The organism is Halobellus sp., from assembly GCF_042218505.1.
GTDB lineage: Archaea > Halobacteriota > Halobacteria > Halobacteriales > Haloferacaceae > Haloquadratum.
Genome location: NZ_JBDGQZ010000014.1, coordinates 1 through 12,887 on the forward strand (window position 1 = coordinate 1; position 12,887 = coordinate 12,887).

Annotated in this window: 11 protein-coding genes; 5 read left to right on the plus strand and 6 right to left on the minus strand. The window is 58.0% G+C overall.

Going from position 1 to position 12,887, the window contains the following annotated elements:
* Window positions 1–168 precede the first annotated feature (168 nt).
* Entirely contained in the window at window positions 169–705 is a 537-nt protein-coding gene (locus ABEI27_RS03930) for a helix-turn-helix domain-containing protein (protein ID WP_375798110.1), read from the plus strand.
* Window positions 702–1,229: a hypothetical protein gene (locus tag ABEI27_RS03935; protein WP_375798111.1), complete on the plus strand. Its 528-nt coding sequence runs from the start codon at window positions 702–704 to the stop codon at window positions 1,227–1,229. The genes ABEI27_RS03930 and ABEI27_RS03935 overlap by 4 nt, the downstream gene beginning before the upstream one ends.
* 137 nt (window positions 1,230–1,366) lie before the next feature.
* On the opposite strand, the gene ABEI27_RS03940 is transcribed toward ABEI27_RS03935, so the two are convergent.
* Genes ABEI27_RS03940 through ABEI27_RS03960 form a run of 5 tightly spaced genes read right to left on the minus strand, consistent with a single transcriptional unit; the run spans window position 1,367 to window position 6,883 of the window.
* Window positions 1,367–2,530 (minus strand): ABC transporter ATP-binding protein, encoded by a 1,164-nt coding sequence (locus ABEI27_RS03940; protein WP_375798112.1) that lies wholly within the window; start codon window positions 2,528–2,530, stop codon window positions 1,367–1,369.
* Entirely contained in the window at window positions 2,523–3,698 is a 1,176-nt protein-coding gene (locus tag ABEI27_RS03945; RefSeq protein WP_375798113.1) for an ABC transporter ATP-binding protein, read from the minus strand. The genes ABEI27_RS03940 and ABEI27_RS03945 overlap by 8 nt, the downstream gene beginning before the upstream one ends.
* Window position 3,699: 1 nt before the next feature.
* A complete protein-coding gene (locus ABEI27_RS03950; RefSeq protein WP_375798114.1) occupies window positions 3,700–4,596 on the minus strand; it encodes a carbohydrate ABC transporter permease in 897 nt (298 codons plus the stop codon).
* Window positions 4,593–5,513, minus strand: a complete 921-nt coding sequence (locus tag ABEI27_RS03955) for a carbohydrate ABC transporter permease (protein WP_375798115.1) — start codon at window positions 5,511–5,513, stop codon at window positions 4,593–4,595. The genes ABEI27_RS03950 and ABEI27_RS03955 overlap by 4 nt, the downstream gene beginning before the upstream one ends.
* A complete protein-coding gene (locus ABEI27_RS03960) occupies window positions 5,513–6,883 on the minus strand; it encodes an ABC transporter substrate-binding protein (RefSeq protein ID WP_375798116.1) in 1,371 nt (456 codons plus the stop codon). Before ABEI27_RS03960 ends, ABEI27_RS03955 begins: the two co-directional genes overlap by 1 nt.
* A gap of 162 nt (window positions 6,884–7,045) precedes the next feature.
* On the opposite strand from ABEI27_RS03960, the gene ABEI27_RS03965 reads away from it, so the two are divergent.
* Window positions 7,046–9,091 (plus strand): glycogen debranching N-terminal domain-containing protein, encoded by a 2,046-nt coding sequence (locus ABEI27_RS03965; protein WP_375798117.1) that lies wholly within the window; start codon window positions 7,046–7,048, stop codon window positions 9,089–9,091.
* On the plus strand, window positions 9,084–10,307 hold the full coding sequence (locus ABEI27_RS03970) for an AGE family epimerase/isomerase (protein WP_375798118.1): 1,224 nt from the start codon (window positions 9,084–9,086) through the stop codon (window positions 10,305–10,307). The genes ABEI27_RS03965 and ABEI27_RS03970 overlap by 8 nt, the downstream gene beginning before the upstream one ends.
* Before the next feature lie 95 nt (window positions 10,308–10,402).
* On the opposite strand, the gene ABEI27_RS03975 is transcribed toward ABEI27_RS03970, so the two are convergent.
* Complete coding sequence (locus ABEI27_RS03975; RefSeq protein WP_375798119.1) at window positions 10,403–10,921, minus strand: hypothetical protein; 519 nt, start codon at window positions 10,919–10,921, stop codon at window positions 10,403–10,405.
* 552 nt (window positions 10,922–11,473) lie between these two features.
* Between ABEI27_RS03975 and ABEI27_RS03980 the strand changes: the two genes are divergently transcribed.
* Window positions 11,474–12,532 carry a TrmB family transcriptional regulator gene (locus tag ABEI27_RS03980; RefSeq protein WP_375798120.1) on the plus strand — a complete coding sequence of 353 codons (1,059 nt, stop codon included), beginning with the start codon at window positions 11,474–11,476 and terminating at the stop codon, window positions 12,530–12,532.
* Window positions 12,533–12,887: the final 355 nt, after the last annotated feature.

A 12,887-nucleotide genomic window follows, 5' to 3' on the forward strand; every position in this document is an offset into this window, starting at 1 on the left:
TACCCCGCCGCCGTCGGTGAAGCACGAATGCTACTAGCGGTTCAGAAAGCCGCTTTCCCTGGGGAACGCCACTGCAAGCGGCTGCCCCTTCGAGAGTACCGTATCAATCACGAGTTACAATCCATCGCCGGAAGTCTTATAACGAATTATGCATAATTCATAATCGAGATGGCGCATTCACCTCCTCGCTCAGATCGACCACCGATTCAGCAGCTTCAGACGGTAGCCGATCTTCTCGATACGCCGGCACTTTCTCGGCTCTACGCTCACATCCTACAACACGGTCCGGTCACCGTTTCCGAGAGCGTTGATGAACTCGGCATTCCACAGGGGACCGCCTACGACTATGTGCAGAACCTCGAAACCGCTGGATTAGTGGAGAAAACCCGTGATCAGCGACCGTACGAATACGATGCTGAGTCGATTGACCTCACGCTCTCGACGGACGGCGAGACCCAAAAGATCACGCCGGCACTTATTGCGGCTGTCGCCCGCCGCGACGAGGACGAGGATATCGACGTCTACATCGAGCGTTACGGTCTTGATGGTCTCGCTGTCGCTCTCGAGTACGCCTACGAGTACGTCGACGGTACGGTCAACCATCGGATTACAGCCCGGGAACTTGACCTTTCACCGCTTGAAGCCGAGATTATTCTCCAGGCGTTGGAACCAGTTGTCATCGAATACGCCGACGCGGTTGTATGACGACGGTCTATATCGCCGATACCGGTGTCTTCATACGGTGTGGAGGGCCGGACAGAGACAAATTTCAACGGCTCCGTCGGGCACTCCAACAGGCAGGTGTCTCATTGCGTGTCCCCCAACGCGTCTACGAGGAGCTCGGGGGAGATTCCGCAGCGGACGAATATCCCTCAGGAAACATTCCCTATCCCGATGGATTTGAGGAGGGGTGGATCATCGTCGCCGACGAGCTCGACTATACCAATCCACTCGTCTCGACCGTGATGGACGACGCACGGCGGTTCATTGCCAACGAGACCGACCGCGACGAGGATATCACAGAAAAAGCGGACACGGCACTTGTGGGGCTTGCTGCTCAGGTACTCGATACTGGGCAAGCAGATCACGTTGTTCTCTTGACAACCGACAAACCGGCGGGACGGGCAGCCGAGACGCTCCTCCCTCAACACGGCTTCAGCGGCCGTATCAAATTCCAGTACGTCAGCGTCGAGTATCTTGAGACGATCACAGCAGACGAATTTCGATAACGTAGTGTTTCCCGCAGCGTGTCCGCGATGCACTCGGCGGGGAAGCTATACCGGACCGTATCACTAATCACCCCCCGCTGCGAGCGGAGGATCGAATATAGAGCCGAACACGTTCTATCACAGGGGTAGTCGATATATCAGATCGGTCTCCCAGAGTCGTAGGAGGGCTTTTCATCTTGGTGTTTTGGGCTTCGTATGGTCTCCCCCGTATCGGAATCGAACAAGTAGATTTCCTCGGGCTCGATACTGACCCTGACACGGTCGCCCGGTGCTGGTTGGGTTGTCGGTAGTACGACCGCGGTCAGTTCCCGCTCTTCGATCTGTAGGTGAACGAAATTATCGTTCCCCTGATACTCGGTGACTGCAACCGTTGCATCGAACCCATTGCGGTCGGTCGGGTGTGGTGTGATCGCGAGTGCCTCCGGGCGTAATCCGACAACAACCGTATCACCACCCGACACGTCAGCCCTCGTTTGAGGGACGGTCGCTAATACGATGTTGCTGTGCTCCCCCTGATAACGGAATGCGTACGTTTCCGAGCCTGCCGGTTCCACGACCGCAGGGAGTTGGTTCATCGGGGGGTTACCGAGGAAATCCGCAACGAAGCGGTTCGCGGGGTCGTCATAGATCTCCTCTGGGGGGGCGGCCTGCTGTATAACACCGTCGTTGAGGATAGCAATCCGGTCGGCCATCGTCATTGCCTCTTTTTGATCGTGCGTAACGTATACCGTCGTAATGTCCATCTCGGCTTGGAGCTGCTGAAGCTCCGTTCGCATCTCCGAGCGCAGTTTTGCGTCGAGGCTTGCAAGCGGCTCGTCCAGAAGGAACACATCTGGATCACGGATCATCGCTCGACCGAGCGCTACACGCTGTTTTTGACCGCCGGAGAGTTCGGTCACCTCGCGATCAAGCAGCTCCTCGATGTCGAACATCGAGGCCACCTCTTCGACTCGCGCCCGGCGTTCAGCTGCCGGAAGGTCGGTCGAGTGCTTGAGACCGTACCCAATGTTCTCGCCGACAGACATCGTCGTGTACAACCCGTAGTCCTGGAACACCATCGCGATAGAACGATTACTGGGATGCAGCGAGGTGATATCTCGACCGTCAATGGAAATGCGGCCGTCCGTCACCGACTCCAGCCCTGCTATCATCCGGAGTGTCGTGGTTTTTCCACAGCCGGAGGGTCCCAGCAGGACAACGAGTTCGTCTTCGGCTGTCAGTGACAACTCGTTGACAGCCGTTTCAGTTTCTTGGGCGTCATCATAGCGCTTCGTGACGTGGTCCAGTTTGAGTTCAACCATCGACGATCCTCCGTCCATCAGGGCCGAAGTGTGTGATCGCGGTGGTGTCGAACGCGACGCTCACTGATTCGTCTTTCTTGAGCCACGCAGGCCGGTCGCGGACCCGGATGATGAACTGTTTCGCACCGGAAGTGAGTGTGACCTCGTATGCCCGACCGATCGGCTCAACTACGGTAACTGAGCAAGTTACGGAATCCGTGAGTGTCACATCAGGGGCACGTGATCGCCCATCGCCACCGACGAGGTAGCCGTCCTCGGGCCGGATGCCGACGCGGGCGGTTCTGGCGGGTGCACCAGCAGCCAACGCTGACACGACGGGCGCGGAGACGGCATCTACGTCGAAAATATTCATAGATGGATCCCCGAGGAACGAGGCGACGAACTCGGAGGTCGGCTGCTGGTAGACCTCCTGTGGCGTGCCGACTTGTTCCACCGAACCGCGGTTCATAATAGCGATCCGATCCGCCAAACTCATCGCCTCCTCCTGATCGTGTGTGACGTATACTGTGGTGATTCCAAGCCGTTGTTGAAGATCACGGAGCTCGGATCGGGTGTTCACCCGGAGCTTGGCATCCAGGTTCGATAGTGGCTCATCCATCAGGAGCACGGCAGGACGGCGCGCAAGCGCTCGCCCGACGGCCACCCGCTGGCGCTGCCCCCCGCTGAGTGCTGCCGGCTGCTTATCAAGCAGGTCATCGATATCCAGTAACGATGCTGTTGAACTGACACGATCGCCGATTTCGGTGTTAGTGAGATCGAGTTTATGCAGCGGAAATGCGATGTTCCCGCGGACGGTCTTGTGTGGATAGAGCGCATAGTTCTGAAACACCATCGCGACGTCCCGTTCCTGTGGCGTGGTTTGTGAGATGTCTGCGCCGCCGATGTTGACACGGCCAGTACTGATCGTCTCCAACCCTGCGATCATCCGTAATGTGGTGGTCTTTCCACACCCGGACGGGCCAAGCAGGACGAGGAGTTCTCCCGGCTCAACCTCGAGGTCAATCCCGTCGACGGCGACGGTTTCGTTGTAATGCTTCGTCAACTCAACCAGCCTGACTCCGGTACTCGCCACCTCGGCTTCGACGTCGTCCGTTTCGGTTCTCACGGAAGGATCGGCTGACGAGTCGGCGTCCATCCTCCCCTCGTGCTGCGGTGGGTGCTCTGACATTTCAGCCCTCCACGGCGCCGGCAGTGAGCCCTTCGATCATATACTGCTCTAAGTACAGGAACATAATGATGATTGGGAGCGTGGTGAGGAACGAGGCTGCCATAATCTGTCCCCACACGTTCTGGAAGTTTGCGTTCATCTGCTCAATGCCGATCGGAAGCGTCAGCTTGGCCTGTGACTTCAGAAACACCGAGGCGAAGATGTACTCGTTCCAGGCGATTTTGAACGCAAAGAGGAATGCTGCAACCAGTACTGGTAGACTTAGCGGAACGACCACCCGGAAAATAGTTTCTACCCGGGAGTACCCGTCCAACAGGGCCGCTTCCTCGATCTCGACCGGCAGGCTCTCGAAGTAGTTCCAGAGCATATATAGTGTCAGTGGAAGCGTGCTCACGGTGTAGGTAATAAAGAGGCTGAGCCGCGTGTCGACCAACCCCAACGCGGTGATGAGTTGAAACAATGGGACGATGACGGTAATGGCCGACAACATATACACGACGACGACACCTCGTCGAACCAGTCCATTACCGGGAAACTCGAGCCGGGTAAAGCTGTAGGCTCCGACGACTCCGACCACCAACGAGAACGACGCCGTAACGGTGGCAACGATTGCGCTGTTCAAGAAGTATGCAGTGAATGCGAAGGTTTCGGAGCCGAACAGTACGGTATACTGCGACAGCGTCACCGCCCCGGGCAGCAACGATGGGTCCTCGGAATAAATAGCCGCGTCGGGGGTGAGGCTCGTCACGAGCATCACGTAGAACGGGAACAGGGAGACGAGCAGGGTCAGCCCCAAGGCGACGTAGAACCCCAGCCTGCCAAGCCAACTATCGTTTCGATAGCCCGTCTGTAGCACTCGAAGACTGGACCGTGCCTGTGCTGCGATCTCCAAAATCATACCTTGTCCTCCCCGAACAACGTGACGAAGCCGACGACGAACATCGCTTGAATAATAAACAACAGCAGTGAGATGGCGGCGCCCAACCCCTGCTCAAAGTTGGCGAATGCCGTCTGGTAGGCGAAGATCGGAAGCGTCAGCACCTGTCTTGTGAGCAACCACACCTGAGCGAAAGCGTTGAACTCCCAGATCGACCGCAGAAGGACGACGATGGCGATAGTTCCCTTCAACTCCGGGAGCGTGATATCCTTGAACTGTGGAACCGGTCCCGCACCGTCGATCTGTGCCGCCTCGTACATAGACTCCGGAATGGCTTGTAGGCGAGCTAAAAACAACAGGAAAGCAAACGGGAAGTTCCGCCACGCCGAGAATACAATCACCGTCGGGAGAGCAGTGCTGCTCTGGGTGAGCAGGCCCGTCTGTGAACTGTATAGCCCCCACTGTGCCAACTGGTTCGGAATCGCTCCCCAAAGCGGGCTGAGCATAAACTGCCAGACGAATGCTACCGCGATGATCGGGGTGACGTGAGGGAGCAAGACGAGGCCACGAGCGAGCCGCTGGCCACGGAATTGTCGGTCGAACAGCAGCGCTACTGCCAGTCCTAGAATAGTGGAGGCGACCGTGCTCCCGGCAGTAAACACGATGGTTGTTCGGAAGGCCTGCCAGAACCGGGCAGATGTCAGTAATGAAAGGTAGTTTTCCAGGCCAACCCAAGTCGGGACCTGATCGGGATTCAACGGCACCTCGGTGAAACTGAGGTACACGTTGTAGACGATCGGATAGAGAATCACGCTCCCGATCAGGAGTACTGACGGGAGAATGAGAGCGATCCCGAGGAGCGTTTCACGGCGCTGGGCGGGTGATTCGAGATACTGGTCGACGCCGGTGGCCGTGGCGAGACGGCTCCCGACGGACATTACGACAGGACGTTGCGCATTTCTTCGGCCTGTTCGGTCGCGACTGTTTCCGGATCGTCCCCGTTGATGACCACTCGATTGACCGCTTCGGAGACCAGCGACTGACTCGAAATCTGCCCGAACTCGGGGAGGAGGGTCCCATCGACGACGTCGAACCGTTCCATATTCCCCAGTGCAGAGGATATCTGACCGATCGTTTCGCCCCACGCTGAGATGACCTCGTTGCTCCGATAATCCTCACTCTCCGCTGTCGACTGCCGGACCGGCATCGTCCCACCGGGGTTGGTGTGAACCCAATCTACGTACTGATCCCCGGTCATAATATGATTGATCAGGTCCTTCGAGGCCGATAGGCCTGCATCGTCGGCGTCGAAGATGGTATGTCCGAGCACCTGGCCGTACGTACTCCGTCGGGTGTTTTCGGTCGCTGGGGCTAATCCGGTGTCGGCGACCATCTCCTCGCCCTGTTCGTCGAGAAGCGTCGGAAGGAGATACGACGAGTACAGGAACATATGTTCCTGCTCGTTGGCGTAGAGGTTCCGCGTATCGTCGAACGTGACTGATCCCGGGGTGTACTGCCCAAGCTGTTGATAGAACTCCAGTGTCTCGATCATCGCGTCGGAATCGAAGACGACATTCGCGTCGGCGTCCAGTACCCGAGCGCCGTTCGACCGGGCGAACTGCGTGAAGCACTGTCTGGCGTAGGCGTCGACCTGTGTGCCGAAGCCGATCCCGAAGGTATCGTTGTCCGGGTCGTGGAACGTTTCGGCCGCTTCCAGGATCGCATCCCAGGTAACGGGTGCATCCAGTCCAGCTTCCTCGAAGGCACTCTGCCGGTACCAGATGCCTTGGACCCACGCGTCGGCCGGAACGCCGTAGTACCCACCGTCGCCTGAGTTCATAAACTGTAGTGGGCCGTCACGGAAATCATCCTCGCCGATTTCCTCGATTACTGCGGTGGTGCTGTCGGGTGAAAGTGTGCCGTCGGCGCCCAGTCGCTGGATCGTCTGAATTGCCAACAGCCCGACATTCGGTAGCGTATCGGATGCCACTGCACTTGAGATCTGCTCCGCGATGGAATCGTTATCGATGTATCGAGTGTTGACTGTTGCTCCGGATTCCTCCTCAAACGAACTGACGATTCCGTTGATCGGCTGCCGGAAGTCGTCGCCGTTGTGGATGTTCCAGTAGTCGATCTCGCTCGCGCTTCCGCCACCGTTACCGCTCCCGTTACCGCCGCTCCCACCGCCACCGATGTCGCCGCTACAACCCGCAAGTCCGGCAGCGGATACTGCACCGCCGACTTGGAGGAGTCGCCGCCGCGTCAGCCCGACGTCGGCCGTGTAACCGTCCCTGGTACGATCAACCATATTGAACAATAATTAGAGATATGAATTAAATCTTCCGGTGAACAACTCCTCTGAGTTGTTGTTATCACCGCAAAGGTTATTCCGTCGCATTATACAGGTATCAGTATGCATCGCCGGGGATGGAGCGTCGACCGAAGTCCGTTCGGAGGGTGTCACTGAGCAATGCCACTGAAGACGCTGGTCGACGGGTACACCTATTTTGTCGTACCCGACGGCGAGCAGATTCGAACGACGGCTGATGATGTCGGTGGGCTTTACCACCGTGATACGCGGTACTTGTCCCAACTTGACTGGACGATCACTGACGACCGATTTCGATCGCTACGTTCGGTGCTCGAATCCCCGGCCGCGATGCGTGAGTTGTTGGCTCCAGCCGGAACCGAAATAAACGATATCTCCGGTGAGACCGCCCCGAAACACACCCCCATTGTCATCACGCGGGAGACCGGGATCTCGGAAGGGTATGGGTGCATACAGACCCTGACCGTGAGTAACCACCACACCACCACCCAGACGGTTGAGTTGACTGCAACGCTGGATGTGGACTTCGCGGATTTGTTCGAGGTACGGGGCTTTGAGAGCGATGTTGACCGTCACATCGATACGACAGTCGATGGTGACGAGATCCTGTCACGGTACACGTATGACCACACGGGTGGAGAGACGACGTATGAGACGCGGGTTTCGTTCACGCCGTCACCTGACGAACTCACCCGTTCGCGGGCTACTCTCTCCGTTGCTGTTCCCCCGCAGGGAGAAACTAGCGTCTCCGTTGCTGTCGGTATCGACGGAGCAAGCCCCCACGACGCTCCGTCCCGCAGACAGCGGCGTCCCGTTTCAATTCCCACGTTGCCGGCTTCGGATGATACACACGGGATGGTATTGGAACAGGCGGCAGAGGACTTGGTCGCCCTAACGACCGAAACTGCCGTTGGCCCCGTCCCGTTAGCAGGGACCCCGTGGTTTGTGACTCCATTCGGACGCGATGCGCTCATCACGGCGTATCAAGCACTGCCGGTCGCCCCGGAGTTGGCTGAGGGAACCCTACGGTACCTTGCCTCCCACCGTGGCGAAACCACTAATCCGATGACAGAAGAGGCGCCTGGAAAGATCTTTCACGAACAGCGCCACGGCGAATTAGCGAAGCGAGGGTATATTCCGCATACACCGTATTATGGCACGGTCGACGCCACGCCGCTTTGGATTCTCCTGCTCGCCGAGACTTGTCGCTGGAAGGGTGATCTATCGCTTGCGGCCGACCTCGCTGACGCGCTGGCGGAAACCGTCGAATGGGTGTATCAAGCGAGTCGAGACGGACCTACCGACCCGTTCATTTATTACGACGATTCCGACCACGGCTTGACTCATAAGGCGTGGAAGGACACAGCCGACAGCATTCGGTACGCCGACGGGACGCCGGCTGACCGTCCGCTGGCCGTCGCGGAAGTGCAGGGCTATGCCGCAGCGTCACTGTCCGCGGGGGCGAGCCTTCTTGCAGAGATCAGCGACAGCAGTCAGGAGGGGTTATCAACTCACTCTCCGGAGACCTACCGAAGCCGGGTTGCCGATATCGAAGCTGCGTTTGACTCGGAGTTTTGGCTTCCCGATCGATCCTTCTATGCGGTCGCGAAACAGGCCGACGGAACCATCGTTGATGGGGTCGCGTCCAACATCGGGCACTGCCTGTGGACCGGGCTCATTCCCGACGCACGAGCCGCGACCGTCGTCGATACGCTGCTGTCCGAGGCGCTAACTGGTGGTTGGGGCGTCCGTACGACGAGCGCAGCGGACATCGGGTACAGTCCGGTATCGTACCACGTGGGAGGAGTCTGGCCTCACGACACTGCCCTCACGACACTCGGGTTAGCGAACTATGGGTACGACGCGGCTGCAGAGCGCCTTGGAGGCTACGTCTTGGAGGCCGCGACGAACTTCCAAAACCACCGCCTTCCGGAGCTGTACTGTGGATTCGGACGTGATCACTTGCCCACGCCATACCCCGCGGCATGTACTCCGCAGGCGTGGGCTGCGAGTGCACCGTTTGCAATCCTCCGGGCCAGTACCGGTCTCCATCCGAACGGTGGGCAGCCGACAGCGACGCGCTCGACCGACCTCTTCGAGAACGCTGCAGTCCGAACGGTTATCGACACTGCAGCGAACCGGGTCGGGAACACACCGCTTGGCGGTGGTGATGAAGCCGATGACTGAGTATCGTAGCCGGGAGTGGCTCGTCGATCATATGACTGATGTGGTGGAATTTTACTACCCAACCTGCCTCGACCGTGAGCACGGTGGGTTCATCGCTCAATTAGACGCTGAGACCGGCGAGGTGTATGACCCCGATGCGAAACACATCGTTGCGACTGCCCGCTTTGTTACGAACTTTTGGCGGGCACTCCACCTCTTCGAGCGTGGGTGGATTGATAATGGAGCGACTATACTGGCGCGTGATGATCTTCTGGAACAGATCCGGCGTGGCGTCGACATTCTCCGGACGGATTTTTACGATGCCGAGGCGGACGGGTTCCACTGGCTACTCCGGGGGCGCGAGCCGGTCGATTCCCGTCGCGTCTGCTATGCCCACGCGTTCGTGGTATTGGCCTTTGCCCGGGGGAAGCAGACTCAGATCCCTGCTGCTCACGACGGCTTTACCATCGCCGAGCGCATTCTGCGGAGCCGATTCTACGAGCCAGCCGTTGGACTCTACCGCAGCGAGTTCGACCCGGCGTGGGCTGATCCGTCGTCATACCGGGGTCAGAACGCAAATATGCACGCCTGTGAAGCGCTATTGGCGGCGTACGAGGCTACAGGTGACACCTCCCTGTTAGAACGTGCCATATGTCTGGCCCGGCGACTGTGTGTTGACCTCGCGGATGAGACGGACGGCCGGATTTGGGAACATTACACCGTCAACTGGGAGCACGACTTCGAGTACAACCGTCAGACGCCGGCCGATCAGTTCCGACCGTGGGGGTATCAGCCAGGCCACCACACCGAATGGGCGAAACTTCTCGCCATCCTGCACCGCCATCGTGAGGATCCACCGGACTGGCTCCTTCCACGGGCCAAAGCCCTGTACGAGTACGCTGTTGAGACTGGCTGGGATGACACCCACGGCGGGTTCTACTACACCCTGGACGACGACGGCGATCCGGTTGTCGATGACAAATACGGATGGCCGGTCGCCGAAGCTATCGGTGCCGCCGCCGCGCTGTACGAGCGGTTAAATAACGATACATACCTTGCCGACTACGATCGGTTCTGGCGGTACGCCGAATCGACCCTCACTGCTCCGGAAGGCAACTGGTACGAACGTGTTTCCCGTGGAGGGAGTCCGTATCCGACCAGCGAAAGCCCGGCCGTCGAACCGGGGTATCACCCTGTCGGTGCCTGTTTCGAGGCGCTTCGATCCCTTCACGGGTGATCAGACCCCGTTTCGACACTAGTCACATCGTCTAACTTCGCGCACTGTTTCTGGAAACGGAACCGTACTTGAGTATTTCTCCGCTGCACTCTGTGTCAGCCACGATAGGGAGGGAGGTCCTGCGATGGGTGGACTGTTATATGCCGCAACTCGAACGATCCGTCTTCGCGAGCAACCTCAGCGAACAGTTCCCAGCGGTCGTTATACCTGAGGATATCAAGATATCGGCACGTTGCGAACGTTGATACCCCAGTCATCCGGTCGGCAGTCGGCGCGACATAATACGGCCCGTTCGGTGACGTGTCGGTTATTCGCTCAAGATCCGGTGACACTGCAACACCGGTTCGGAGGTTCCAGGTCCGGCCTTCGTCCGTCACCCCGCTCCCACCGTAAAAAACCAACCAGGCTGGGGCATCCGGTGACGGCACGACTGTCGACACTCGGACGTGGTGGTCGTGCCAATATCCCCGGCCGAGCAGTGGATTGTTCGGATGTTTGGTCCACGTTTCGCCGTCGACACTGGTGGCGAGGTGAGCCTGCTCGGATACACCATCAAACCCCGCGTAGTACATATAATACCGCCCACCGACAATGGCCACGACAGGATCCTTCACCGTACCTGCGTCCGATCCCTGCGGCTCGGGCGCCAATACTGTACGTGCGGTCTCGGGTCGTAGCGCTGCTGGGGAATCGACATCCGCGAGTTTCTGGATCACCCAGTCGTTGCCGCCGCGATCAACCGGGAGATAACACTGGAGTGCCCCGGTACGCGGGTGTGTACACAGCGCGGCCCGCTCAATACTTACGACATCTAACTCATCGGCAGTAAGCGTTGTAACCTCGGTAAACTGGTCGGCGCTATCACTACGTTCATAGATGGATAACTGATATCCGCGTTCATCGGGAGTGCGCCAGCGAGCAGCCAAATAGACACTTCCCTCGTAGCGGTGTACACACGGCGCTCCAACCCAGTGACCCTGACCAGTCTCGGGAGGAGACAAAAGAACATCGGCACTGTCAAAGTCGGCTGCCGGCGGTGATGCGAGATTGGACATAACACAACCACAGTACGTGGTTTTAAATATCCACGGGCGGTTTGTAGGATTACGTGATTTCGCGGATCGATCCTTCAGTTTCAAGACTGTGACGATATTGAACGAGAATCTATGACCGACCGGGAACTCACCAGCCAACTTCAGGATCTCGGCCTCACAAAATACCAATCGGAGACGTATATCGCGGCCGTACACGCGGGTGAGGCCCAGCCGACGGATTTGGTCGATATTTCGGGCGTCCCTCAGGGCCGGATCTATGACGTCATTGATGACCTCGCCGAAATGGGACTCATCGAGGTCCGGTCTCACGGCCAGGGGAAATTGATTACAGCACCGTCACCGGAGACCGTGCTTGAAGACCTGAAACATCGCCGTATTGACGATATCAGCCAGCGCATCGACGCTGTCAGCAGAAGACTGGAGGCGATGTATCAGGAAACGGATGCCGAAACTGAGGGCTATGTGACGATGGTTGGTCGGCAGGAAACGGCACTCAGACACATCCGACAGGCCATCGAAACCGCCGAGTGTTGGCTCACGGTTTCCGTACCAGTCGAAATATACCAGGAAATAGCGGACGAGGTTACCGCTGCTGTCGACCGCGGCGTTACCGTCCGACTCCTACTCAGCGGCACGCAGGACCCGCCGGACCTGAGCTTTCCAGACGGGCTCCCGGTCCGCTTCCGAGCAATGGCAGATACGTTCGTTGCCGCCGATCGTGCATACGGCATCTACGCAAGTGACCACCCCCGCAAGGAGTCGCGATCGTATCTTATCACCCAAGAAGCGACGCTCGTTCTTTTGCTTCAGGATTATACGGAGACGATCTGGACGGCCTCTGCACAGGTCCAGGACGGTGTCTCGCTCCCTCGATGTTATCTCGATCCCCGGCGCGTTCTCATTGATTATCAGGATACCATCGATGCCGGCGAGACACTAGTCGCAACGGTCGCTGGGCATCGTACGGACATCCAGCGGGAGGGAACTTGGACGGGCCATATCGTTGACTACGAACTGCGTGGGCCGGTCAACACGAACTACCACGTCGCACCTCCGACGATTGCATCGCTCACACTGGCGACGGAGGAGGGCGAAATTACCGTCGGCGGTTGGCGTGCAACCGTCGAAGACATCGCCGCAACCACTATCCAACTCACCCGTCAGTCATAAGCAGTACTCGCCATCGCTCATAGCCCGGCAGACGTAAGCATAGTCACTTAACGGCTTGCAGGGGATAGTGAGGAGGATCTTGAGTCCGCATAACCGACGACACTCCCGGACAAGAGCCCGCAGCACGGCCCTTGCTGACAGACTATATAAACAGATCCCTAATCGTATAAAATGTTTTTATAGTAGTGGTCCGTGAAACGGTATATGAACCGCGAGACGGATAGTACGAACTTGTCTGGAGTGGCTATTTCTCTTTCAATACCCCCTTCAGATCCGACTTTATTCAAACACAAGGCGACTAGCGACGTCCTTCTCTTTTTAACAAACCACCGATTCAGTGACTTCTCACTGCGAG